At 71.2% G+C, this 24,679-nt stretch carries 20 protein-coding genes; 7 read left to right on the plus strand and 13 right to left on the minus strand.

The window, feature by feature from the left end; translation table 11 throughout:
* Window positions 1-29 precede the first annotated feature (29 nt).
* The 3 genes from FHX78_RS37940 to FHX78_RS13605 all read right to left on the minus strand — a co-directional run bounded on the left by FHX78_RS37940 (window position 30) and on the right by FHX78_RS13605 (window position 1,456).
* Window positions 30-158, minus strand: a complete 129-nt coding sequence (locus FHX78_RS37940; protein WP_268257176.1) for a hypothetical protein — start codon at window positions 156-158, stop codon at window positions 30-32.
* A gap of 5 nt (window positions 159-163) precedes the next feature.
* Entirely contained in the window at window positions 164-535 is a 372-nt protein-coding gene (locus tag FHX78_RS13600; protein ID WP_145867721.1) for a holo-ACP synthase, read from the minus strand.
* Window positions 536-1,042: 507 nt separating this feature from the next.
* A complete protein-coding gene (locus tag FHX78_RS13605) occupies window positions 1,043-1,456 on the minus strand; it encodes an ATP-binding protein (RefSeq protein ID WP_145867722.1) in 414 nt (137 codons plus the stop codon).
* Between the two features lie 209 nt (window positions 1,457-1,665).
* Here FHX78_RS13605 and FHX78_RS13610 point away from each other — a divergent pair, with 209 nt between their 5' ends.
* Window positions 1,666-2,502, plus strand: a complete 837-nt coding sequence (locus FHX78_RS13610; protein WP_145867723.1) for a helix-turn-helix domain-containing protein — start codon at window positions 1,666-1,668, stop codon at window positions 2,500-2,502.
* 8 nt (window positions 2,503-2,510) lie between these two features.
* Window positions 2,511-2,720 carry a DUF397 domain-containing protein gene (locus FHX78_RS13615; protein WP_145871932.1) on the plus strand — a complete coding sequence of 70 codons (210 nt, stop codon included), beginning with the start codon at window positions 2,511-2,513 and terminating at the stop codon, window positions 2,718-2,720.
* On the opposite strand, the gene glmS is transcribed toward FHX78_RS13615, so the two are convergent.
* Window positions 2,681-4,528: a glutamine--fructose-6-phosphate transaminase (isomerizing) gene (glmS, locus tag FHX78_RS13620; RefSeq protein WP_145867724.1), complete on the minus strand. Its 1,848-nt coding sequence runs from the start codon at window positions 4,526-4,528 to the stop codon at window positions 2,681-2,683. The genes FHX78_RS13615 and glmS overlap by 40 nt on opposite strands.
* A 119-nt stretch (window positions 4,529-4,647) precedes the next feature.
* Window positions 4,648-5,439: a hypothetical protein gene (locus tag FHX78_RS13625; protein ID WP_145867725.1), complete on the minus strand. Its 792-nt coding sequence runs from the start codon at window positions 5,437-5,439 to the stop codon at window positions 4,648-4,650.
* A 264-nt stretch (window positions 5,440-5,703) separates the two neighbouring features.
* On the opposite strand from FHX78_RS13625, the gene coaA reads away from it, so the two are divergent.
* The 4 genes from coaA to FHX78_RS13645 all read left to right on the plus strand — a co-directional run bounded on the left by coaA (window position 5,704) and on the right by FHX78_RS13645 (window position 13,778).
* On the plus strand, window positions 5,704-6,672 hold the full coding sequence (coaA, locus tag FHX78_RS13630) for a type I pantothenate kinase (protein ID WP_167531970.1): 969 nt from the start codon (window positions 5,704-5,706) through the stop codon (window positions 6,670-6,672).
* A 16-nt stretch (window positions 6,673-6,688) separates the two neighbouring features.
* On the plus strand, window positions 6,689-7,636 hold the full coding sequence (locus FHX78_RS13635; protein WP_145867727.1) for a DUF389 domain-containing protein: 948 nt from the start codon (window positions 6,689-6,691) through the stop codon (window positions 7,634-7,636).
* 676 nt (window positions 7,637-8,312) lie between these two features.
* Window positions 8,313-13,049, plus strand: a complete 4,737-nt coding sequence (locus FHX78_RS13640) for a ricin-type beta-trefoil lectin domain protein (RefSeq protein ID WP_167531971.1) — start codon at window positions 8,313-8,315, stop codon at window positions 13,047-13,049.
* Between the two features lie 3 nt (window positions 13,050-13,052).
* Window positions 13,053-13,778 carry a hypothetical protein gene (locus tag FHX78_RS13645; protein WP_145867729.1) on the plus strand — a complete coding sequence of 242 codons (726 nt, stop codon included), beginning with the start codon at window positions 13,053-13,055 and terminating at the stop codon, window positions 13,776-13,778.
* 70 nt (window positions 13,779-13,848) lie between these two features.
* Here the strand turns inward: FHX78_RS13645 and glmM are convergent, their stop codons facing one another.
* The 4 genes from glmM to FHX78_RS13670 all read right to left on the minus strand — a co-directional run bounded on the left by glmM (window position 13,849) and on the right by FHX78_RS13670 (window position 17,942).
* The gene (glmM, locus tag FHX78_RS13650) at window positions 13,849-15,207 is read right to left on the minus strand and encodes a phosphoglucosamine mutase (protein ID WP_145867730.1); all 1,359 of its coding nucleotides are present in this window, start codon (window positions 15,205-15,207) and stop codon (window positions 13,849-13,851) included.
* 299 nt (window positions 15,208-15,506) lie between these two features.
* Window positions 15,507-16,019: a 30S ribosomal protein S9 gene (rpsI, locus tag FHX78_RS13660; RefSeq protein ID WP_030831638.1), complete on the minus strand. Its 513-nt coding sequence runs from the start codon at window positions 16,017-16,019 to the stop codon at window positions 15,507-15,509.
* Between the two features lie 41 nt (window positions 16,020-16,060).
* Complete coding sequence (rplM, locus tag FHX78_RS13665) at window positions 16,061-16,504, minus strand: 50S ribosomal protein L13 (RefSeq protein ID WP_019526965.1); 444 nt, start codon at window positions 16,502-16,504, stop codon at window positions 16,061-16,063.
* 232 nt (window positions 16,505-16,736) lie between these two features.
* Complete coding sequence (locus tag FHX78_RS13670; protein WP_145867732.1) at window positions 16,737-17,942, minus strand: glycosyltransferase family 87 protein; 1,206 nt, start codon at window positions 17,940-17,942, stop codon at window positions 16,737-16,739.
* A 74-nt stretch (window positions 17,943-18,016) separates the two neighbouring features.
* Between FHX78_RS13670 and FHX78_RS13675 the strand changes: the two genes are divergently transcribed.
* The gene (locus FHX78_RS13675; protein WP_145867733.1) at window positions 18,017-18,898 is read left to right on the plus strand and encodes a hypothetical protein; all 882 of its coding nucleotides are present in this window, start codon (window positions 18,017-18,019) and stop codon (window positions 18,896-18,898) included.
* Between the two features lie 77 nt (window positions 18,899-18,975).
* Here FHX78_RS13675 and FHX78_RS13680 read toward each other — a convergent pair whose 3' ends face one another.
* From FHX78_RS13680 to FHX78_RS13695, 4 genes are all read right to left on the minus strand, one after another.
* On the minus strand, window positions 18,976-20,067 hold the full coding sequence (locus FHX78_RS13680; protein ID WP_145867734.1) for a C40 family peptidase: 1,092 nt from the start codon (window positions 20,065-20,067) through the stop codon (window positions 18,976-18,978).
* Between the two features lie 71 nt (window positions 20,068-20,138).
* On the minus strand, window positions 20,139-20,621 hold the full coding sequence (locus tag FHX78_RS13685) for a poly-gamma-glutamate biosynthesis protein PgsC/CapC (RefSeq protein WP_145867735.1): 483 nt from the start codon (window positions 20,619-20,621) through the stop codon (window positions 20,139-20,141).
* A 54-nt stretch (window positions 20,622-20,675) separates the two neighbouring features.
* The gene (pgsB, locus tag FHX78_RS13690; RefSeq protein ID WP_145867736.1) at window positions 20,676-22,244 is read right to left on the minus strand and encodes a poly-gamma-glutamate synthase PgsB; all 1,569 of its coding nucleotides are present in this window, start codon (window positions 22,242-22,244) and stop codon (window positions 20,676-20,678) included.
* Between the two features lie 6 nt (window positions 22,245-22,250).
* The gene (locus tag FHX78_RS13695) at window positions 22,251-24,494 is read right to left on the minus strand and encodes a HAMP domain-containing protein (protein ID WP_145871934.1); all 2,244 of its coding nucleotides are present in this window, start codon (window positions 24,492-24,494) and stop codon (window positions 22,251-22,253) included.
* Window positions 24,495-24,679 lie beyond the last annotated feature (185 nt).

Raw genomic sequence — 24,679 nt, forward strand, 5'->3', positions numbered from 1 at the left:
CGCGATACACGCACTCTCTTTTCACACATTCATCGACGGCGGCGCCGCAGCAGCCGCACGAGAGCGAAGACGACGGTGAGCACGGCGGCGACAACGAGGAAGGCGTCACCCCAGAGGGGCAGGTCGACCCCGGCCCCGGGGAAGGCCAGCGACGGCACCGCCCTCACCCCTCCGCGATCACGACCGCCGAGGCCACCCCGGCGTCATGGCTGAGCGACACGTGCCAGGACCGCACGCCCAGCTCCGCCGCCCGGGCCGCCACCGTCCCCTTCACCCGCAGCCGCGGCTGCCCGCTGTCCTCGCACCACACCTCGGCGTCGGTCCAGTACAGCCCCGCCGGCGCCCCGAGCGCCTTGGCCAGCGCCTCCTTGGCGGCGAACCGCGCGGCGAGCGAGGCGACGCCCCTGCGCCCCCCGCTGGGCAGCAGCAGCTCGCTCTCCAGGAACAGCCGCTGTGCCAGCCCGGGCGTCCGCTCCAGGGACGCGGCGAACCGCTCGATCTCGGCGACGTCGATCCCGACTCCGATGATGCTCATGCGGGCACCTTATTGCGGTGGGGCGGGTGGAGTGAGCACCTGCTTCCACGTGGCCGTCGGGCCGCCCGCTTCTTTGTCAGTGCCCGAACGCCACCTACCGGAACTCACTGATCGACTACGCCTGCGCAGGACCCAAGCGGCCTCGAAGACTCATGGCCAAGGTCCACCGCATCCGCGAGAACTGAAAGGTGTGAGCAATCAACGGGCACCTGTCACCAGAAGGCTCAAATGAGCAGAGCAATGGCAGTGGCCCTCAACGTGCTCACACTTCCGCGATGGGTGCGCTGGCCCACCGGCAGCCGGCCGCTGAACCGGCCCGGCGTGCGGGCGGGACGCGACCGCGCCCGTCCTCCCCGGCCCACCCCGCAACCCACCCATGACCGCAAGCGTGCCTGGCCCCCGCCTCTCTCCGGGCCGCTCGCTCGCTTCTCCCCCGTTCTGACGCGGCTCGCGGAAGCACGACACTGACAAAGAAGCGAGTGGCCCAACGGCCACTGACAAACCCCGTCAGGCCGCACCCAGCTCGCACCACACGAACTTCCCCTTGTTGCCGTCCCGGGACAGCGGCTGCCACCCCCACAGATCGGAGCACGCCCGCACCAGCGCCAGTCCGCGCCCGTCCTCCAGCCCCAGGTCCGCGGACCGCTCGAAGGGCAGCGGCACGTCGGGCGGCGCGGGGTCGGTGTCCCACGCCCCGATCCGCAGCACGTCGGCCGCCCAGTGCACCCGCAGGGCCGCCGGCCCCTTGGTGTGCCGTACGGCATTGGCGACCAACTCCGCCGCGAGCAACTCGGCGACGTCGACCAGCCCGATCAGCCCGTGCATCGTGAGGATGAGACGGAGGGTGCGGCGGCTCACCGTGACCGCACGGGGGTCGTTGGGGATGGAGAGGGAGTACTCCCAGGACTCGCTTCCGGACATGCGTGAACTCCGTTGAGATGAGGAAGAGTTTCGGCTCGCGGGCGGTGGCTCTGCCGCAACCGTCATGACAGGACGGAGCGGTGCGCTTCCGCTGCGCTTACTTGATGTCACTGACGGTAGGCCTTGGTTTTAAGACCGAGCAAGTCATTCCCTTAATCTGAACCTGAAAGAGTCGCCGCGACAGGCGCGTTGAACCGAGGGGCAACCGGATGGGAACCAGGCGCGAGCCAACGGCACGGCAAAGGCGACTGGGAGTCGAGCTGCGCAGACTTCGCGAGGCGGCGGGATTCAGCGCACGCGAAGCAGCGGCGCTGCTCGGCGTGAACTCCGTGCAGATCAGCCAGATCGAGTCGGGCATCGCAGGAGTGAGCGAGGAGCGCCTGCGCCGACTCGCCTCCCACTACGCCTGCACGGACCGGGAGTTCATCGACGCGCTGGTGGCGATGGCCACCGACCGAACGCGCGGCTGGTGGGAGGAGTACCGGTGGCAACTGCCCACCTCGTTCCTCGACCTCGCCGAACTCGACCACCACGCCACGTTCCGCCACGAGGTCGCGATCCTGTACGTGCCGGGCCCGCTGCAGACCGAGGACTACGCTCGAGCCGTCTTCTCCGCCAGAGTGCCGGAACTGACCGCTGACGAGCTGGAAATGCGCGTACGACACCGGATGGCACGCAAGCGGACCGACTTCCCGTACACACTGGTGATCCACGAAGCGGCCCTACGCATCAGGGTCGGCGACCGCGCGACGTCCCGCGCTCAGCTCATCGCGCTTCTGAACTCGTCTGAAGCGGACGACATCACCGTGCGCGTCATCCCCTTCGACCTGGATAACTTCGGCCTGGCCGCAGGCACCATGACCTACATGGGCGGTCCCGTTGCCAGACTGGACACCGTCGTACGCGACGCACCGCATGGCTCGGCCTTTGTCGACGCCGAGGCACAGCTCGGCGCCTATCGAATGCGTTTCCGTAAAATTGAAGCCGCGTCACTGGAACCGGAACGCTCGCGTGACTTCATCAACCGTCTGACCAAAGAGCTGTGAGGCACTCGATGAACAACTGGCGCAAGTCGTCCTACTCAGGCCCCGACGACGGCAACGACTGCGTCGAGATCGCGAACACTCCCACCCACGTGGGCGTCCGCGACTCAAAGGCCCCGGCCAAAGCCACCCTCACCTTCCCGGCCGGAGCCTTCGCCATCTTCCTGGACGGCGTGAAGACCTACTCCACCGTCACCGACTTCGCCAGGTTCCGGGGCTGATCCACCTCGTTCCCCCGCGCCGTCGCCAGCTCGCAGGCGAAGACCTGGAGCGGCACCGTCGCCACCAGCGGCTGGAGCAGCGTCGGGGTTGCCGGGATGCGGATCAGGTGGTCGGCGTACTCGGCGACCACCTCGTCCCCCTCCTCCGCGATGACAATCGTCCGCGCACCCCGCGCCCGGATCTCCTGGATGTTGGAGACGATCTTGTCGTGGAGGACGGACCGCCCGCGCGGCGACGGGACGACCACGACCACCGGCAGGTCGTCCTCGACCAGCGCGATCGGCCCGTGCTTCAGCTCGCCCGCCGCGAAGCCCTCCGCGTGCATGTAGGCCAGCTCCTTCAGCTTCAGCGCGCCCTCCAGCGCGACCGGGTAGCCGACGTGCCGCCCCAGGAACAGCACCGTGTTCTTCCCGGCCAGCGACCGCGCCAGCTCCCGTACCGGCTCCATCGTGCCGAGGACCCGCTCCACCGCACCGCCGATCGACGACAGGTCGCGGACCACCGCGCGGATCTCGTCGGCCCACTTGGTGCCCCGCACCTGGCCCAGGTACAGCGCGACCAGGTAGCAGGCGACCAGCTGGGTCAGGAACGCCTTCGTCGAGGCGACGGCGACCTCCGGCCCGGCGTGCGTGTAGAGCACCGCGTCCGACTCGCGCGGGATCGTGGAGCCATTGGTGTTGCAGATCGCCAGGACGTGCGCGCCCTGCTCGCGGGCGTGCCGCAGGGCCATCAGGGTGTCCATGGTCTCGCCGGACTGGGAGATGGCGATGACGAGGGTCTGCTGGTCGAGGATGGGGTCCCGGTAGCGGAACTCGCTGGCCAGTTCCACCTCGCACGGGATGCGCGTCCAGTGCTCGATGGCGTACTTGGCGATCAGCCCGGCGTGGAAGGCCGTACCGCAGGCGACGATGACGACCTTGTCGACCTCGCGCAGCACCCCCGCCGGGATGCGGACCTCGTCCAGGGTGAGGGAGCCCGCCCCGTCGATGCGTCCGAGCAGCGTGTCGGCGACCGCCTTCGGCTGCTCGGCGATCTCCTTGAGCATGAAGGAGGCGTAGCCGCCCTTCTCGGCGGCGGAGGCGTCCCAGTCGACGTGGTACTCGCGGACGTCGGCCGGGCTGCCGTCGAAGTCGGTGACCGTCACCGCGTCCCGGCGCAGTTCGACCACCTGGTCCTGGCCCAGTTCAATGGCGTCGCGGGTGTGCGCGATGAACGCGGCGACGTCCGAGGCGAGGAAGGTCTCGCCGTCCCCGACGCCCACCACCAGCGGGGAGTTGCGGCGCGCGCCGACCACCACGTCCGGCTCGTCCGCGTGCACGGCGACCAGGGTGAACGCGCCCTCCAGGCGCCGGCACACCAGCCGCATCGCCTCGGCGAGGTCCGCGCAGGCGGAGTACTCCTCGGCGAGCAGGTGGGCGACGACCTCGGTGTCGGTCTCGGAGACCAGGTCGTGGCCGCGCTCGGCCAACTCGGCGCGCAGGGCGGCGAAGTTCTCGATGATGCCGTTGTGGACGACGGCGACCCGGCCCGCGTTGTCGATGTGCGGATGGGCGTTGGCGTCGGTCGGACCGCCGTGGGTGGCCCAGCGGGTGTGGCCGATGCCGGTGGTGCCCGCCGGCAGCGGCCGGTCCGCCAGTTCCTTCTCCAGGTTGACCAGCTTCCCGGCCTTCTTCGCCGTGGCCAGTCCGCCGTCGGCCGGCACGGCGACGCCCGCCGAGTCGTAGCCCCGGTACTCCAGTCGCTTCAGTCCGGCCGTCACGACGTCCAGCGCCGACTGCGGCCCCACATATCCCACGATTCCGCACATGACCGGCAGCCTACGATCCGTCAGCGGCCGAAAACGCCCGCCGCGTGCCCGGAATCGGAAATTCCCACCGGTGCGCGACCGTGTCGGGGCACCGGTGGGAACGGAGAACGCGGAGTGCGTCAGGCGAGCTTGCCGACCTGGGCGTCGACGACCTCGGCCGGGACCTCGAAGTCCTCACCGGTGGCCACGGCCGCCAGGTTGACGGCGCTGAAGGAGACCAGGGTGGCGCCCTTGCGGACGACGACGATCTTGCTCGGGGCCTTGACGTTCTCGTCGGCGGCGACGGTCAGGGTGATGGCGGACGCCTCGTCCCCGCCCTCGGGCGCGGCGGTCGTGGCGACCTCGACGACCTCGGCCTTCTCGCCGGACACGGTGGCGGTGAAGCCGCCCGCGCACTTCTCGGCGGCGGCGGTCAGGCCCTTCATCGCCTCTTCGGCGCCCCCGCCCTCGTAGGAGGCGAGGTTGATCAGCATCTTGTCCACGTCGAGGCCGGCCAGGAGCGCCTCTTCGGGGCTGGTGCCCTCGGCGGGCTTCACGGGCTCACCCGTCCAGGACCGCTTCACGGTCGCGGCCGGCTCGGCCTGGGCCACGCCGGCCTGGGCGTGGGCCAGCGGCAGGCAGGCCGCGTCGTCCGTCTTGACCTGGTCCTTGGCGATGTCGTCCGTCGCGGCGACCTTGGTGGCGACCTTGCCGCTCTTGACGTCCGCCTGGGCGAGCGCGACCTTCTCCAGCTCGGCGGCGGTGAGCGCCTTGCCGGCCGGCGCGGCGGAGGCGGAGGCGGTCGAGTCGGCCTTGCCCTTGCTGTCGCCGGCCTTGTCCTCGTCGCCGGAGCCGCCGCAGGCGGTGGCGAGCAGGGCGAGCGCGGCGGCGGAGGCGGCGAGGGCGGTGCGGCGGACGGCGCTGGTTCTCACGTAGGGAACTCTTTCTTCGAAGGTGCGGAGGACTCCGCAACACATAGCGCGCACTTTAAGACACAGCAGACTCACAAACGATCATCGAGCGATCACCCGGTATGCGACCGTGACACCGATGTGATCTGCGCCGGGGACACCGACCGGGGCGGCGCGTGATGCGCGCGGGGCACGGACCGCGGCGGCCGCCGAGCGTGACACAGCCCACCTGCCGCTCCGTTCGAACTCCGTTAACAATGGACTGTGATCTCTCCGGTCTCCTCGATGCCCCGGAGCGCCCACCGGCAGCGGCCGGAGGCGACTCCCTACGTCGACCTCACCCGTGCCGAGTGGAGCGCGCTGCGCGACAAGACGCCGCTGCCGCTCTCGGCGGCGGAGGTCGAGCAGCTGCGCGGTCTCGGCGATGTCATCGACCTCGACGAGGTGCGCGACATCTACCTCCCGCTGTCCCGGCTGCTCAATCTCTACGTCGGCGCCACCGACGGGCTCCGGGGAGCGCTGAACACCTTCCTCGGTGAACAGGGCTCCCAGTCCGGCACGCCGTTCGTCATAGGGGTCGCCGGCTCCGTGGCGGTCGGCAAGTCCACGGTGGCCCGTCTGCTGCGGGCCCTGCTGTCGCGCTGGCCCGAGCACCCGCGCGTGGAGCTGGTGACGACGGACGGCTTCCTGCTGCCGACCCGGGAACTCCAGGCGCGCGGCCTGATGTCGCGGAAAGGTTTCCCCGAGTCGTACGACCGCCGTGCGCTGACCCGTTTCGTCGCCGACATCAAGGCGGGGAAGGGCGAGGTCTCCGCCCCGGTCTACTCCCACCTGATCTACGACATCGTCCCCGGTGAGCAGCTCACCGTGCGCCGCCCGGACATCCTGATCGTCGAGGGGCTCAACGTCCTCCAGCCCGCCCTGCCCGGCAAGGACGGCCGCACCCGCGTCGGCCTCGCCGACTACTTCGACTTCAGCGTGTACGTGGACGCCCGCACCGAGGACATCGAGCACTGGTACCTCAACCGCTTCAAGCGGCTGCGGGAGACCGCGTTCCAGGACCCGTCGTCGTACTTCCGCAAGTACACGCAGGTCTCCGAGGAGGAGGCCCTCGACTACGCCCGCACGATGTGGCGCACCATCAACAAGCCCAATCTGGTGGAGAACATCGCCCCGACCCGGGGCCGGGCCACGCTGGTCGTGCGCAAGGGCCCGGACCACAAGGTCCAGCGGCTCAGCCTCCGCAAACTCTGACCGCTACGCTGCCGCCATGCTGCATCTGCGTCTGATCACGCCGCCCGAGAAGACCGACGACGTGGTCCGGCTGATCGACGGGACGGTCGGCACCACGCACCTGTGCGTGCTGCCGGGCGCCGCCCGCAACCCCGCCGGGGACGTCGTGATGTGCGACGTGGCCCGGGAGGCGGGGGACGAGCTGCTCAGCGGGTTGCAGCGGCTGGGGCTGGACACGAGCGGCTCCATCGCGGTGGAGAACATCGACCTGTCGCTGTCGAAGCGGGCCGAGGAGGCGGAGCACGAGGCGCCGGGCGAGAGCGCGGACGCGGTGCTGTGGGAGCACCTGACCGGGGCCACCCACGAGGAGTCGACCCTCTCGGTCACCTATCTCGCGTTCATCACGCTGGCCACCATGATCGCGGCCTGCGGTGTGGTGCTGGACAACGCGATCCTGATCGTGGGCGCGATGGCGGTGGGCCCGGAGTTCGGCCCGCTGGCCGGTTTCTGCACGGCGGTGGTGCAGCGCCGGCCGCGCCTCGCGCTGCGCTCGGTGACCGCCCTGCTGGTGGGCTTCGCGGTGGCGATGGCGGTGACGGTGGGGTTCAGCCTCTTCATGGACTCGGTCGGGCTGTTCACCAAGGAGCAGTTGGAGGCCGAGCGGCCGCAGACCGGCTTCGTCTACGCCCCCGACTGGTTCTCCTTCGTGGTGGCGGTCCTGGCCGGCGCGGCCGGCACGCTCTCGCTGACGTCCGCCAAGTCCGGCGCCCTGGTCGGTGTCGCCATCTCGGTGACCACGATCCCGGCCGCCGCCAACGCCGCCGTCGCGCTGAGCTACGGCGACACGGTCCAGACCTGGGGCTCCACCGAGCAGCTCCTGCTCAACCTCCTCGGCATCACCCTGGCGGGCACCCTCACCCTGCTGGCGCAGAAGTACTTCTGGGCCGGGCAGCACCGGCGGCTGCGCAGGCGGGCGCAGGCCTGACGAACCCCGAACGGCCGTTGCCCAGTACCAGCCAACTTCGATCGACACCTGACCACTTCGATCACCACGTGAACACCGGACATCCACAAGCGCCCCTTGTGGCGCGGAGAAACGGAGAACGAGAACAGCTACCGGCCGGTAGTGGAGATCTCGCCAACCGTCGTCCGGCAACGGAACGGTCTCCTCTTCCCCGTATCCGGGCTTCTGCCTAGTGTTACGTCCCGCGCAGCCGGACCTGACCAGTCCGTCCCGCGCACATCCATCAGCGACCGGGGGAACAGCGCCGCCACGGGAAGGGGCGCGTCGCATGCCACACCATCTGCCATCCGTGCATCTCGTACTGGACGGACTTCGCCGTTCCTGACGCCGTGGGAGCCGAGGCGTCCTCACCGACTCCTCGCGCTCACCGGCGCCCTCCCGGTCGTCTCCCTCCAGTGCAGAAGGGGATGCACGCTTGCGTTCCAGACCACCGTGGTCCGTCGGGCACGGACCACGTCGACCCGGATTCCTTGCCGGAGTCCTTCCTCTCTCCCTCGGCCTCGCGGTCGTCGCGGGTCTCGCCGCCCATCCACAGGCGACCGACCCGATCTCCGCGGACGACGCCGTTCCCGCGAGCAGCTCTCCCGACTGGAACGCGGTCACGGCCGCCGAGCAGCTGCGGGAGGACCAGTGCCTGATGTCGGACGTGCTGCGGCTGGGCGGGCCGGCCATGACCGCCGTCGCGCGGGACGGCCTCAACCAGCCGCCGGACAAGCTGCGTGAGCTGGCCAACCGCGACTACTGGGAGGACACGCCCCTCGCCACCGCGTACACCAAGGACCGGGACGCCGCTTCCCAGGAGCTGGACGCGCTCAACAGCCGCCGGGACGCCTGGGCAGTGCCCCTCGACGGGCTGGAGACGCCCGGCGGCTTCACCGTCACCGGGTTCCACTGGCCGCCCGGATCGCCCGGTGACGACGAGGAGGACTTCTACTCCCAGACCGGCCTGACCCAGTGGGTCGCCGACCGGTTCTGGAAGAGCGAGGACGACTTCTACGAGGACCCCACCCCCCTGGCCGACGAACAGACCGTCAAGGCCGTCACCGACCTCGGTACTCCGCTTTACAGCGAGAAGCCCTACGACCCGTCCCTGCCCACTGACGAGCGGGAACGGCAGTACTACGAAGAGCGGGCGTTCGCGGACCTGACGGACGGATTCCCTCCCGCGAGCGCGGACGACGCCCGTCTCTTCCTGTCCTACGGTGGTTTTCCCCGTACCGCTCCCCAGCCGGGCACGGCGGAGTACCGCATCGCGGTGGAGGACCTGAAGGCCCGGTTCGCGTCCTGCGCCTGGCGGGACCCGATCGACCCCAGCGAGGTGCTGGGCGGGATCGCCGGCACCGCCGCCACCGAGTGGCAGGAGGAGGTCGCCGCCCAGGCCGGACAGCGCGACCTGATCCTCGACGCCAGCGATGACGCCACCAAGGCGCTCGCCGCCGGCGCGAAGTCGCTCGGGGAGATGCTCGGCAACTCGTGGGTCGCCGACCACCTCGTCCAGTGGCAGGACTACTGGTCCGCCGGCGGGATGGGCTGGATCGGTGACAGCCACGTGACGATCGAGGTGCCCGGCGCGAAGGGCAGCTGCCTGGACGTCGCCGGCGGCAAGACCGCCAACGGCACGCCTGTGCAGATCTACACCTGCAATGACGGCGCGTCCCAGCAGTGGACGCTCGAAGGCAGCGAGAACGACCTCCACCTCCGCAACGTCGGCTCGCAGAAATGCCTGGACGTGGCCGGGAACGCCTCGGCGAACGGCACGAAGATCCAGATCTCGGACTGCTACAAGTCCAAGGGCCAGTCGTGGAAGGGCGACGTCCGTGCCACCGCGCCCCTGAAGAGCGTGACCACCGGCAAGTGCCTGGACCTGAGCGCGTTCACCAAGAGCACGGACGCGCGGCTGTGGGACTGCAAGGACGCCGGTTCGCAGAAGTTCCTGATCAAGCCGTCCGGCCACCAGGGCACCGACAGCCTGTCCTACCCGGACAAGGCGCAGTTCGACAAGGCGAAGAAGGGCGTCGCCGCCGCGCAGGCGAAGGCAGCGAGGGAACTCGCCCTCCTCAAGGCGCGGGCCGCCGCGGTCCAGAAGGCCGTGGCCACCACCGACGCCGCCGAGAAGGCCGCCTACGCCATCGCCGACGAGCGCGGCGCGCCGCGTGGCCGCGGGCTGCTGGTCGGTCAGCAGAAGGCGCAGGTCACCAAGGGCGCCGCGGCGGCGCTGCAGGCGATGGTGAAGGCCGGCGAGACGGCCGAGGCCGCCACCCGCGCGTCCGCCGGCGACAGCGCGACCATCGCCCAGCGGGCGCTGGCGCAGGCCGCCCAGTCCAAGGCGGAGTTCCGCAGGGAGGCCGCCCACGCCGCCGAACTGCAGGCGAAGGCCTCCGCCGACGCGGCCAAGCTGCACCGGGACAACGCCAAGAAGGACAAGGAGACCGCCGAGGCCAAGCTCACCGAGGCCCTGAAGGCCGAGGGCGAGGCCAAGACGGCCGCCGCCGAGGCCCGCGCCGAGCGCCTGGCCGCCGAGGCCGAGGAGAAGACGGCCGAGGCGGAGAAGAAGAAGGCCGCCGCCAAGCAGGCCGAGGCGGCCGAGCACCGGAAGACCGCCGAGACCGAGGCGACGAAGGCCAAGGACGCCAAGGACAAGGCCGAAGCGGCCGAGGGTACGGCGTCCGACAAGCGCGATGCTGCGGTCAAGGCCCGGGACAAGGCCCGCGACCTGCGGGACGACGCCTGGGACGCCGAGCAGAAGGCCGACGCCGCACGCGCCAAGGCCGACGCGAAGGAGGCGTACGCCCAGGCGCACGAGTCCGACAGCAACGCCCAGGAGGCGAGGGCCGCGGCCGACGCGGCCGCCGGGCACGCCGACGACGCCGAGGCCGCCGCGACGAAGGCCCGCACCGCGGCCGACGCCGCGACGCAGGCGGCCGCCGACGCGGACGCCGCCGCGACCCGCGCCGAGGCCGCCGCCAAGAGGGCCCGCGCGCACGCGGACGGCGCCCAGGCAGCGAAGCTGAAGGCCGACGCCGCGGTGAGGACCGCGACCAGTGCCGCGGCGGACGCCATCCAGGCGGCGAAGCACGCCGCGTCCGAGGCGAAGGCCGCCGTCGAACTGGCCGACGAGGCGGAGAAGGAGGCCAAGACCGCCAGGACCCACGCGAACGAGGCGAGCAAGGAGGCCGCCAAGGCCCTCGTCGCGTCGGCGAAGGCGGCGGGTTTCGCCCACGTCACCGCCCAGGCCGCGGCCGACGCCGGCAACGCCGCCGCCCAGGTCGCCAAGCCCGCCAACGACGCGATCCAGCTCGGCTCCCCCTACGTCGACACCGACTCGGCCGCCGGCCTCGTCGTGCTGACCGGGCAGGCGTCGAAGTCGATCGCCGAGCAGCAGAAGGCCGTCGCCGAGGCCCACGCCAAGAACGCGCAGGCCGAGGCCTCCGCCGCGAAGAACCTCGCCGACCAGGCGAAGGGCGACGCGAAGCAGGCCTACGTCCACGCCGCGAACGCCGCAGGTCACGCCGCCGACGCCCGCACCTACGCCAAGGAGGCCCTCGGCTACGCCGCCGACGCCGCCACCGCCGCGTCCAAGGCCGCCGCCTCACTGGCCCGCACGGTCGAGTACGACCGCCAGGCCACCGAGGACGCGGAGGCCGCCGACAAGGCGGCGGGCCGCGCCGAGAGCCACGCCGCCGACGCCCGCGACTCCGCCGACGAGGCCGCCCTCGACGCGGAAGCCGCCCGCACGGCCGCCTCGGAGGCCGAGGAGGCCGCCAGGGACGCCAGGGCGGCGGCCAACCGCGCGGACGTGGCCGCCACCGAGGCGGAGGAGGCCGCGAAGGACGCCCTGAAGTACGCGGAGGAGGCCCAGGAGGCGGCGGAGTCCGCCGAACGCAAGCAGGCCAACCAGCAGGTCTCGTCGGGCGCCGGCACGGGCATCGGCGGCGTCTTCTACGTGGCCGACGAGGACACCGTCAAGGTCACCGACGCCCAGCAGAAGAACGACTGCGTCATCGAGATCGGCTTCGAGGGCTGCACGGTCACGTTCGCGGTGACCTTCGAGGTGAAGGTCGACTTCTACCTCTGCACCAACCCGGACGTGCCCGCCACGGCCACCGGCTGTCCGGCCGGGGACACGCTGTACCTCGGCACCCAGCCGTTCGACGGGCTGAAGAAGGACGTCACCCAGTACTTCAGCAAGCTCGACCTGATCAAGCAGACCGTCGTCTACCAGATCCTGAAGGCCGCCCTGGTCCAGGACTTCGTGGACTGCTGGCACGGCAGCGTCGGCGGCTGCGCCTGGGCGGCGAGCAACTTCATCCCGGGCAAGGCGTTCGCGAAGATCGGCGACGCGCTCCACGCGCTCAACGCCGCAATGCACACGGGCGTCGGCGTCACCGACGCCCTCAAGGCGCTGAAGGCCTTGGACGGCATCGACCCCGCGACCGTCGCCAAGATCGAGGGGGCGGTCAACGCCTACGAGGATGTGATCACCGCCTGCCGGGTCAACAGTTTCCCGGGCGCCACCCGGGTGCTGATGGCGGACGGCTCCCGTAAGGCGATCCGGGACGTACGGGTGGGTGACCTGCTGCTCGCCGGCGACCCGCTGACCGGGCGGTCGGACGTACAGCCGGTGACCGACACCTTCCGGCATCCGACGACGCGTCTGATCGACATCGCCCTCACGGACGGGGCCCTCACCAGCACCGCCGGCCACCGGTTCTGGGTGGAGGGCAAGGGCTGGACCCTGGTCTCCGACCTCCGGACGGGCGACCGGCTCCGCACCCCGGACGACACCCTTCACGCGGTGACGGGCCTCAGGGACCGCAGCGGGCTGGCGTCACGCGAGGTCTTCGACCTGACGGTCGACGCGCTGCACACCTTCTACGTCACCACCGAAGGCACCCGGCCGCAGGACGTCCTCGTCCACAACTGCACCGACATCGTCGGTGACGAGGGCATCGAGGGCGCCCACACCCTGAGGGACCACGTGAACAAGACCGACGCGCAGATGAGGGAGAAGGCGCTGGCCTCGACCCGGGGCATCGCGACGCGGTGGCTCGACGAGGCCACCGCCGCACGCGCCGTCGACAAGGCCATGAGGGAGTGGATCGCACAGCCGCGCAACGCCGCCAAACTGGAGACCTGGAGGAACAAGCAGGCCCAGCGCATCGGGAAGGGAATCGGTTTCGACCCGCGGAAGGATCTGCTCACGTTCACCTGGACGCTCGGTGATGAGGGATCCTTGGGCTTCAAGTGGGTGAGGAGCGGCGACGACGCGGCCAAGTCCGCCGCCGGCAACACGGTGTCGATCAGCCTGAAGTACGTGGGCAAGCAGCACAAACCGTCCAAGTACGTGGTCTACACCGCCTACCTGGAAGGCTGACCCATGACCGACGGAACCGGGAAAGGACCGGGCGCCCTGAGCGAGTACCTGGAAGACGCCTTCGTGGAGGACATCGGACTCAGCTGGGTGACCTCCAAGTGGAACGTCCCCGACGAGCTCTCCCCGGAGGACGCCGAGCGCTTCCTGCCCGACGGCGGGCCGTCGGCGTGGTGGCTCACGCTCCCCGCATCCGCGGTGGAGAACTTCGACCGGTCCAGAGCCGTACGACTGGGGCGGGACATCCGCACTCTGGTCGAGTCGCCGCTGCCGGACGGAACCATCCGCACGGTGTGGCTCGGCGCCACGCACGGCACCTCCGACCCGGAGGCGTACGGCTTCGGCGCCCGCGCCTGGCTGCGAGCGCTGGAGGACGCCTGGCTCATCCGGGTCCGTGAGGAGGATCCCGCCTTCACGCCTCCGCCGGCACAGCCGGTGCTGGAAGAGGGGGCGCGGCAGGCCGTCCTCGGGGTGATCCGCCCGGTCGCGGGGGACCTGGACCGTGCGGCCTCGGACCCCGGCTACGGGCTCCCTGTGCGCGGCCTCGTCCCCGCGCTGCGGCAGGTCGTCACCGAGGCCTGTGCCGACCTGGGCTACCGGCTGTTCCTGCGTGCCCTGAAGGCGTACTTCGTGGAGATCGACACGTCGAGCCACGACGCCTTCGTCGCTCTCGGGCAGCGGTTCGGCTATCCGGAGTACCTGGTGGAGGACAACCTCAACCACCGGCACTGATCCGACACGGCGGACGGCGGGGGCACCTGATGGTGTCCCCGCCGTCCGCCGTTTCGGGAGCGCGCCGGTACTACCCCAGCGCCGACTTCACCGCGTCCGCCAGCCGGCCCGCCACCGAGCGGGCCTGGTCGATGTCGGCGGCCTCGACCATGACGCGGACCAGCGGTTCGGTGCCGGAGGGGCGGAGGAGGACGCGGCCGGTCTCGCCCAGTTCCCGCTCGGCCTCGGTGACGGCCGCCGCGAGTTCCCCGGAGGTCTTCACGCGGGACCTGTCCACGTCGGGGACGTTGATGAGGACCTGCGGGAGGCGCTCCATCACCGACGCCAGCTCCCGCAGCGGACGCCCGGTCCGGGCGACCCGTGCCGCGAGCAGCAGGCCGGTGAGCGTGCCGTCGCCGGTCGTCGCGTGGTCGAGGACGATGACGTGGCCGGACTGCTCGCCGCCGAGGGCGTAGTCCTTCTCCTTCATCTCCTCCAGGACGTACCGGTCGCCGACCGCGGTCTGCACGAGCCGGATGCCCTCGCGCTCCATGGCGAGCTTGAAACCGAGGTTGGACATCACGGTCGCGACGACGGTGTCGGAGCGCAGTGCGGAACGCTCCCGCATCGCCAGCGCGAGCACGGCGAGGATCTGGTCGCCGTCGACCTCCGCACCGGTGTGGTCCACGGCCAGGCAGCGGTCCGCGTCGCCGTCGTGCGCGATGCCCAGGTCGGCCCCGTGCTCGACGACCGCGGCCTTCAGCAGGTCCAGGTGGGTCGAGCCGCAGCCGTCGTTGATGTTGAGCCCGTCCGGCTCGGCGCCGATGGTGACGACCTCGGCCCCGGCCCGGGTGAACGCCTCCGGCGAGACCTTGGCGGCGGCGCCGTGCGCCTCGTCGAGGACGATCCGCAGACCGTCCAGCCGGTTCGGCAGGGCGTCGACGAGATGGGCGACGTAGGTGTCCAGGCCCTCTTCGTGGTCGCGCACGCGGCCGACGCCGGCGCCGGTCGGGCGGTCCCAGGGGGCGCCGGTGCGGTGCTCCTCGTACACGGACTCGATCCGGTCCTCCAGCTCGTCGGCGAGCTTGTGCCCGCCGCGGGCGAAGAACTTGATGCCGTTGTCCGGCATGGCGTTGTGGCTGGCGGAGAGCATGACGCCGAGGTCGGCGCCGAGCGCGCCGGTGAGGTGCGCCACCGCGGGCGTCGGCAGCACGCCGACCCGCAGGACGTCCACGCCCGCGCTGGCGAGCCCGGCCACCACGGCGGCCTCCAGGAACTCCCCGGACGCACGCGGGTCACGTCCGACCACGGCGGTGGGCCGGTGTCCTTCGAACGTGCCCGCCTCGGCCAGTACGTGCGCGGCGGCGACGGACAGGCCGAGCGCCATCTCCGCCGTCAGGTCCGCGTTGGCGACACCGCGCACGCCGTCCGTGCCGAAGAGTCGTCCCACTTGTCCTCCTGAGGAAGCGTCAGTATGGATGCCGTATCGGGGCCTGCCACGGTGGTGCCGGGGCGTCGGCCCCGCCCGCGCGGCCGGCGGTCGCGCCGCCGACGCGACGGGTGAGGTGTCCGGCGGTCGCGATGCGGGTGCGGCTCCGCGTCTCCGGGCCCCTGATGCCCGACCATCCGATCACATTAGCCTTTGAGCGCCTTGTGCCGTTATACGCCCACGGCTGTGAATAAACGAACGCCCCGGCAGCACTGTGGCGTGCCGCCGGGGCGTTCGGAGTACGCGCGAGCGTCCGGTGATTAGCGCTTGCTGTACTGCGGGGCCTTGCGGGCCTTCTTCAGACCGGCCTTCTTGCGCTCGACCGCACGGTCGTCGCGCTTGAGGAAGCCGGCCTTCTTCAGCGGGCCGCGGTTGTTGTCGACGTCCGCCTCGTTCAGCGCACGGGCGACACCGAGACGGAGCGCACCGGCCTGACCGGAGACACCGCCACCCGCGATGCGGGCGATGACGTCGTAACGGCCCTCGAGCTCGAGCACCTTGAAGGGCTCGTTGACTTCCTGCTGGTGCACCTTGTTCGGGAAGTAGTCCTCGAGGGTGCGACCGTTGATCTTCCACTTGCCGGAGCCCGGAACGATCCGGACGCGGGCGATGGCGTTCTTGCGACGGCCCAGGCCGGCGGCCGGCTGGGGCTCGCCGAAGCGGGAGGCCATGGACTCCGAGGTGTACTCACCCTCGACGGGGACCTCGGACTCGGTGGTGTAGCTGTCGATGTCAAGCTCTTCGAGCGGCTGCTCGGCAGTGGTCTCGGCCACGATTCTCCTCAGATTCTGTTCAGTCTTAGGGGTGGCCGGACTTACTGCGCGACCTGGGTGATCTCGAACGGCACCGGCTGCTGGGCAGCGTGCGGGTGCTGGTCGCCCGAGTAGACCTTCAGCTTCGAGAGCATCTGACGGCCCAGGGTGTTCTTGGGGAGCATGCCCTTGACGGCCTTCTCGATGGCCTTCTCGGGGTTCTTCGCCAGCAGCTCGTCGTAGCGGACGGAGCGCAGACCACCCGGGTAACCCGAGTGGCGGTACGCCATCTTCTGGGTCCGCTTGTTGCCGGAGAGGTGCACCTTGTCGGCGTTGATGATGATGACGAAGTCACCGGTGTCGACGTGGGGCGCGTAGATCGGCTTGTGCTTGCCGCGCAGGATGGAGGCCGCAGTGGAGGCCAGACGGCCCAGGACGACGTCCTGAGCGTCGATGACGTGCCACTGGCGCGTCACATCGCCGGGCTTGGGGCTGTACGTACGCACGGTTCGTAGCCTTCGCTTCTTCAGTGAATGGTCCTGACAAGGTCACCGAAGACGATCACGACAGCCCTGACCGCACAGCGGTGACGCAAACCGCGTGCTGGTCGCTGGTCATCGGCCCGGTGGACCGGTGTAAGGGCCCCTCACGTGAGAATGAGTAAGCCACTACACACAACGAACATGCAGGATACCCACGCTCGGCCGGACGGGTCAAAACGAGACCGCCGTCGGTGGGCTACGCCGATTCTACGGCCGCGCGCGCCCTCCCGGGCGTTCCCTCCGGCTCCCCGGCCCCTCGCGTCCCCCGCGTCCCCCGGACGCAGTGGTGCGCGACCGTCACGGCCAGCGCACACAGCGTGAACGCGTCCCGGAAGGCGCGGCGCCGCGCCGGCTCCAGCCACGGCCAGGCCACCCCCGGCAACTGCGGCACCAGGGCGAGCCAGAACCAGGGCCGCCGGGCCACCGCCCCGGCGTGCGGCAGACCGGCGAGCAGCAGCGGCAGGACGACGAGGAGGTAGTGGTTGTAGGAGGGCCGCGAGACCAGGAACGCCGCCAGCATCAGCCCCGCGGCGGTCTCCGCCAGCCGCTGCGGCACCGGCCCGGGTCCGTGCCACCGCCGGTACGCGCACACCACTCCCGCGGCCGCCGCGAGCAGGCCGAGCAGCGCGGCCGGGGCCCCGGGCACGCCCAGCCGGGGCAGCACCGCCGCCGGGGACGCCTCGTAGAGCCGTACGAAGGCGTCGTCGCCGTGCAGCAGGAAGGGCAGGGTGCGGGTGAAGAACCCCGTCGGGTCGGGCAGCAGCAGCGCCGCCCCGGCCGAGGCCGCCGACGGCACCGCGACCAGCACGGCCAGCGCCCGCCAGCGGCGCGCGAAACAGAACAGCAGCGCCATCGGCGCGAGCAGCGGCTTGAGCGCGACGGCCACCCCCACGACCAGGCCCGCCGCCACCCACCGGCCCCGGCTCGCCAGCAGCAGGCACAGCGGCAGCGCCAGCACGGCCGTCACCGTCCAGTTGCCCAGCCGCACCAGCTGCCCGAACGGCGCGAAGCCGGCCGCCAGGCCCAGCAGCCCGAGCGCGGCGAGCCGGCTGCCCAGCGGCACCCGGTGCAGCCGCAGGGCGCAGGCCCAGCCGAGCGCGAGGGCGAGCGTCACCGCGGGCGGCACCAGGATGTCGAGCACGGAGCGCGGCAGCAGCGCCTGCGGTACGGCGGCCACGACCGCGCTCGGGAAATAGAGGAAGTGCGGATCGTCATACGGCGAACCGCCGGCCAGCCAGGTCCGCGCGGCGTCCACGACGATCGCGTTGTCCATGCCTCCGCCCGAGGTCACCAGCACCGTATGGACCGTCAGCGCCCCCAGCAGGGCCGCGAGTCCGGCCCACAGGTGCCCGCCCGCGGGTCGCACCAACCACCCGGAGATGTCGCTTTTGCCCGTCGTCATGCGCGCAACGCTAGGGCCTGCGGGCAGCGTTGGGACGGACCAGCACACCCCTTGCCCCGTCTAAGATGCGCCCCATGAGCTTTGGGCAGGGGGGACCTCAGCAGCAGTGGGATCCCTGGAAACCGAATTCCCAGCAGCCGTGGAACAGCGGTGACGCCGGCCAGTCGCCCGACTGGGCCGCGCTCGCCGACGCGTCCGAGGCGCGCGCCAAGCGGCGCCGGCTGCTGTTCATCGGCGGCGGCGCACTCGCCACCGTCGCGATAGGAGCGGCCGTGGCGGTGGCGGTCGTCTCGGCGAACGGGGGCGACGAGGCCTCGCCGGGCACCTCCTCCCAGCTGCCGGGCACCGCCGACATACCGAGCGCCTCGGGCACGGTCCCGTCGTTCGCCCCGACCAGCGCCCCGCCGCCGCTGGACCCGAAGGACTTCGTCTCCAGCGCGAAGAAGGACAAGGCGCCGCTGAGCCCGGACATCCTCTTCCCGGGCACCCAGCTGACCATGGGCGAGACGGTGTACAAGAAGGGCCCGACGGCCGACACCGGGAACTGCGCCTCGGCCGCGAAGGCCACGCTCCCCAAGGTCCTCACGGACAACGACTGCACCCGGCTGATCCGCGTCACCTACACCAAGGACGACATGGCGGTGACGGTCGGCGTGGCCGTCTTCGACACCGAGGCGCAGGCGGTCAGGGCCAAGCAGCAGGCCGACAAGAAGAGCATCGTCAAGTCGCTCTCGGGCGGCGGGGTCAAGGACTTCTGCGTCGGCGCGGTCTGCCGTTCGACCACCAACTCCTACGGCCGCTACGCCTACTTCACCCTCGCCGGCTTCACCGACGGCAAGGACGTGACCCCCAAGGACACCCCCGTGTTCTCCACCGGTGACGACCTCCAGGAGTTCACGTTCCGTCAGATCCGCCGCCGGGGCGAGGCCCAGGCGTCGGCGGCGGCGGACGAGTAGCGCCGCCGCGGGACCTCGGCGGCGGACGCCCGGCACCGCACACGGCCCGGCACCGCCGCCGGGCCGCGCTCAGCCGGTCACAGGCGCTTGGCGCTGCGCAGCGTCTTGGCGTAGTAGCCGTTGCCGTCCAGGCGGGAGACGCCGCCGATGTCGCCGATGGTGGGTCCGTTGACCTCCTCACGGCTGGACACGAAGATCAGGTGGCCCTCGGTGTCGTAGCCGAGCACCATGCCGACGTGGTCCAGCCGCTCCTTGGTGCGCGTGTCGAGCTTGAAGAAGACGAGGTCGCCGGGCTGGAGCTGGTCGATGGCGGACGGCCGGTCCTCCGGTGACACCCCGGCCAGCGGGAGCACGTCGACGCCCTCGTCGGAGCGGGCCATGCCGTTGGCGGTGCGCGGGAGGCCGTCGCCGGAGCCGGTGTCGGCGGACATCAGCGGGTAGCGGGCGCGGTAGCCGAGCACCATGCGGATGAAGCCGGAGCAGTCCAGCGCCTTGGCGCGCATGGCCTCCGGGGTGCCGACCGCGCCGTCCCGGAACGGGTACTGGACGCCGAGGTAGTCGTAGAAGTCGGACTGCTCCAGGCGCAGGTCGCCGCCCTCGGCGCCGGCGGTGTTCAGCGGCCCGAAGTCGGCGTCACCGGCGTAGACGGTGCCCTGCTCGTCCTTCTTCTGCGGGGCGCCCGCGACGTACTGGAAGGCGAAGGCGAACAGGTCGTCCTCCTTGCTGCCCCGGTACTCGGCGTACCACTCCTCGAACCACTTCTCCTTCTCGGCGCCCTTCTTCCAGGGCTCGGGCATGAGGCGGACCCAGTCGGTGGTGGAGACCTTGGAGGAGGTCGAGGTCGGCTCCTCGAAGGTGCGCGCCGGTCCGGTCAGGGTGGCGGTGCGCGACCCGTCGGTGAGGACGGCCTGGATCCGGCCGTCCCCGTCGCGCAGCACGGACCGGGCGGGGTTCTCCAGCCGGGACCAGCGCTCCTCGCCCCGGGCCTCGGCGGTCGCGCCGCCGGAGCCCTCGGCCCCGTCCAGGACGCCGACGTTCCTGACCTCGGCGATGCCCGGCGCCTCCTGCTTGCGCAGTTCCAGGGTGAGGTAGCCGGAGGTCGCGACGAGCGCCAGCACCACGAGGCCCGAGACGACCGGTCGCGCCTTCTTCTTCGCTTTCCCTGCCACCGTTTACTCCTCGGTTGTCATTCGGTTCTCAGTGGTCCGAGCGGTTCTCGGACGGGTGGTCCGAGCGGTACTCAGACGGTGGGCATGACGCCGAGCAGCAGGCCGGCGGCGACGACGATGTAGGCCATGAGGGAGACGGTGCCCGTGGCCAGCAGGGTGGCGCCCTTGGGCTGGCGCACCATCTGGTAGGCGACCAGGCCGGGCACGATGAAGCCGAGGGTCTGGTTGCCGTACAGCAGCGGGAACTCGATCGAGAGCACGATCATCACCGTGGCCTGGAGCAGCACGCCCAGCAGCACCACCGCGGCGAACAGCCGCTTGCCGTAGAGGATCACCAGCCGCTGCATGATCCTGGTGCCCGCGTAGGTCAGCGCGGTGACGCCCACCATCATGGCCGCGCGCTGGAGGTCCTCGATGAGGGTCAGCGCGATCCAGCCCGGGGTGATCATGCCGCCGGGCGACAGGTTGGTGGTGAGGTAGCACAGCAGCGAGAAGAACAGGCCTATGGCGATGCCCAGGGCGGCCATCTCGGGGGTCAGTGCGGCGGTGGTCAACGGGGTCTCCGGGCAGGTGAACAGGGGTGGGCGAGGCGGGCGTCCCGCGGGGGGTCAGCGGCGCGGGGTCGGTCCGCCGCCCTCGGCGGTCGGATACCGGGTTCCGTCGTTCGGCACGTCGTGCGGTTCGGCGAAGAACGGGTCGTCGTAGTACGGGTACGGCGCGTGGACCGGGACCTGCTCGGGCTGCCCGTACGGCTGCCCGTACCGCTGCTCCTGCTGCCCGTACTGCTGCTGGGGCTGCTGGGGCTGCTGGGGCTGCTGGGGCCGGGTGTACGGCCCGGTCTGCTGGGCCGGGAACCCGATCACCGGGATCTCCTGGGTCTGCGAGGCCTGGTAGCGCTCCTCGTACGCCGTCGGGTAGGACGCGTACGGGTCGAGGCGCTGGCCCAGGACCGGGGCCGCGGCGGACGGGGCCGGCGCGCTCTCGCCGGTGTCGCTGTCGTCCGCCGGGAGTTCGGCCAGGTACTCCAGGAGTTCCTCGCCCTGGCCGTGGATGTTGCCGATGGCGACCAGGGAGGAGCCGTCGGACATGCGGCCGAGCAGGGCCGGCATGAACTCGTCGGCGGCGCGCCGCTCACCGCCCAGGTCGACCGCCCGGTCGCGCCACTCGGCGGGGATGGCGTCGATGGCGCTCTTGGCCGGGTGCCCGATGACGAAGACGTTGTCCGGTTGCAGGTCGGGGATGATCTCGCCCATCTGCCCGTTGCGCTCCACCCGGTCCGGACGGCAGTTGATCACGACGTTGAGCGGCCGGCGGATGGCGCCGAGGTCGAGCAGCTGGTTGATGTTCATCAGCGTCGACTCGGGGTCGTTGGCCGCGAACACGTTGGCGAAGGCCAGCCGCTTGCCCTCGGGGGTGGCGTAGCGCTCCACGGAGAGCACGCCCGGGTCCGGCGGGGCGTCGTACATGCCCTGGAGGGCGACCTTCCGCTCCACTCCGAGCAGCTCCGCGACGACCAGGGCGATGGCCACGTTCTCCTTGAACGTGAACCAGCTGAAGCCGCGCAGCTCCTCGTCGGTGACCATCTCGGGGTCGGCGTAGACCAGTTGGCAGTTCCGGGCGTCCGCCTCCTCCTGGAGGATGTGGAAGCGCTCCTTCTCCGCGGTGACGCAGATGCCGTCCTCGGGCATCGACCGGCACAGCGAGCGGGCCACGTCGTCCAGGGTGGGGCCCATCTCGGCGAGGTGGTCCTCGCGGACGTTGCACAGCACGCCGATCGTGGAGCGGATCAGCTTGCTCTGGTTGACCTCCTGGAGGGCCGGCATGACCGCCATGCACTCGATGACGAGGGCGTCGGGGCGGTAGGTGGCGGCCCGGCGGACGATGCCGATCTGCTCGACGACGTTGGCGATGCCGAACTTGCGGTAGACCGGCTCCTCGGTGGCGTCGGGGTGGATGAAGCGCGCGGCCGTGCCGGTCGTCTTGGCCACGGTGACCAGGTCACCGCCGCGCAGGGCGCCCGCGCAGAGCCGGGTGATGGAGGACTTGCCGCGGATGCCGTTGACGAGCACGCGGGAGGGGATGGAGTGCAGCGAGGCGTAGTGCCTGCGCTGTTCCACGATGCCCGCGACGAGCAGGAACAGGCTTCCGGCCAGCAGGACGAAGTACAGGTAGAGCACGGCGGGTCACCTTCCTCCGGTGCCGAGCCGCGGCTCGGTGGACCGGCGTGCCTGGTTCTGGCGGCGGGCCTGCAACTGCTGGCGGATCAGTTCGAGGCTGCGGACCACGGCCCCGACCTCGTCCTGGTAGCGGGGGAAGTGCACGGTCTTGAGGTCTCCGTCGGCGAGCTTCTCGGCGCCGGCGGCCAGCGCCCGCAGCGGACGCGCGACGACCAGGTACACCCAGCCGAGGCAGACGACGATCGCGGCGAGACCGAGCAGGCCGGCGAGCACGCTGCGGTCCTCGCGTTCGTAGGCGGCGATCTGGAAGTGCTGGGCGTTCTGCCAGCTGACGACGGTCCAGCCGAGGTCGGAGGCGACGCCGCCGCCGGAGAAGGGGGCCGCGGCGGCGACGGTGACGCTGCCGCCGTCGCGGATGAGCAGGCCGTTCTCGACCGGTCCGGCGCCGACCGGCACGTTGCCCGCGCGGACCAGGTCGGGCAGGGCGTCGTTCGGCAGGTCCTCGAAGGCGAGGAAGCCGTCGGCGGCGGCGAGGGTGTCGGCGTCGGCGTTCACCACCCGGACCTCGCCGAGGCCGGGCCGCTTCAGCAGCGAGTTCAGGAACTCCACGCGCACCTCGCCGACGAGCGTGGTGCCCTTGTGCCCGGGCACCGGCGCGCCGGCCTGGATCACGGGCTTGCGCTCGCCCTTGCCCGAGACGCGGACCAGGGGCAGGTCCTTGTCGTCGCTCCAGGCGTGCGGGTCGCCGCCGGCCCGGGCGACGACCTCGCCGCCGCCGTCGACGACGTACAGCGCCTGGTAGCGGGTGTGCTCGCGCAGGGCGTCCGCCAGCAGCTCGCCGGCGGTGCCGGGGTCGTCGGCGTCGATCAGGCGGGAGGTGGAGACGAGGTCGGCCTGGGCCTCGTTCAGGGCCCGGCGGACCCGGTCGGCGACCAGGTCGGTGCGGTCGCGCTGGTCGTTGACCATGGTGGCGGGCACGCTGACCGAGCCGTCGGTGCGGTTGAGCAGCAGACCGACGGGCACGCACCACAGCAGCAGCAGGACGGCGGTCACCGCGAGCGGCACCCGGACGCCGAGGCGGACCCTGCCGCTCGGGGTGCCGGGTCCCTCGCCGGCGCCGTTGAGCTGGGTGCGCAGGCGTTCCAGGGCGGCGCCGATCCGGGCGGCCTCGCCCCAGCGGGGTACCTCGACGGGCCGGGTGAGGTCGCCCCGGGCGAGCCGGCGGGACTCCAGGAAGAGCCGCAGCAGCGGCCGCTGCACGGCAGCCCACAGCACGGCCGCGGCCAGCAGGCCGAGCACGACCAGCGCTCCGGCCGCGACCAGTCCGTACAGTTCCCGGCCGGTCTCGGCGGCGCCCTGCTGCTGGACCACGGGGAGCATGGCCACCACGGTCAGCCCGAGGCCCGCGGCGACGCTGTCCTTCTCCTCGGGGTCGGAGGAGGCGAGCGAGGCGTAGCCGGCGGTGGTGACCCGGCCGTTGAAGTCGTCGCCCAGCAGGGTCCCGCTGACGCCGGGGTAGCCGCGGGAGCCGGGCTCCCTGGCGCTGACGGGGTGCTCCTCGGTCCGGGTGGCGGCCTGGTCGGAGAGGCGGGTCATCTGCTTCTGCAGGAACGCGAGCTCCTCGCGCTGCTTGTCCGAGTTGAGCGCCTCGGACTCCTCGAATCCGGCAGTGGCGAGGACTTCGCCGTCCCGTGCCACCACCGACATCGTGCGGAACGGTCCCATGGTGACGGCGGGCACCGTCAGGCTGTTGGAGGCGACGAGCAGTTGCTGCGGTCCGTCCTTCCCGCCCAGTACCGCCATCGTCATCAAGCGAACGTCGCCCGTCTCCAGCCGCACCATGCGGGGGAAGAGTGCCTGCTCACCGGTGAGGACGTCCTTGTCGAGCCAGGCGAGAGGAATCCTTTCGCCACGCGCGGCGAGCACATCCCCACTCGCCAGGTCCAACACCGTGGTGCCGGTCCACTTCTGGTACGTCTTGCCCAGGTCGGACAGAACGTCCTCCGGCTCGACCCGCTCTCCCTTGTTCAGTGCCGCCGCGGTGCGCTGCAGATCCGTGATCCGCTCGTCGATCGAGGCGCGGAGCGCGATGGCCCCGTCCTCCGCGAAGTGCTGCTGCGAGGACAGCACCGCCTTGGGCACGACGGCATCGCCGCCTGGGCCGAGCACCTTCGCCGTCAGACCGGCCAGCGCCACGATCAGCAGGCACAGCACCGCGATCGGGGGACGGATGCCGCCCAGGAGCGGCATGTCCGCACGCCTGCGGCTGCGTCGCCGCCCCTTCCGCCCGGAGTACGCGGCACGACTCGATGTCACCGGTCTTCTTCCTTGGTCGCTGCGGGGGTATCCAGCGTTCGCTGGACGCGCCGCTAGCGCGGACGTGCGACGCCGTCACTCAAAAGACTGATAAGCGCTGACAAAGTTGCCTTGCGAGC

The organism is Streptomyces capillispiralis (assembly GCF_007829875.1).
Lineage (GTDB): Bacteria > Actinomycetota > Actinomycetes > Streptomycetales > Streptomycetaceae > Streptomyces > Streptomyces capillispiralis.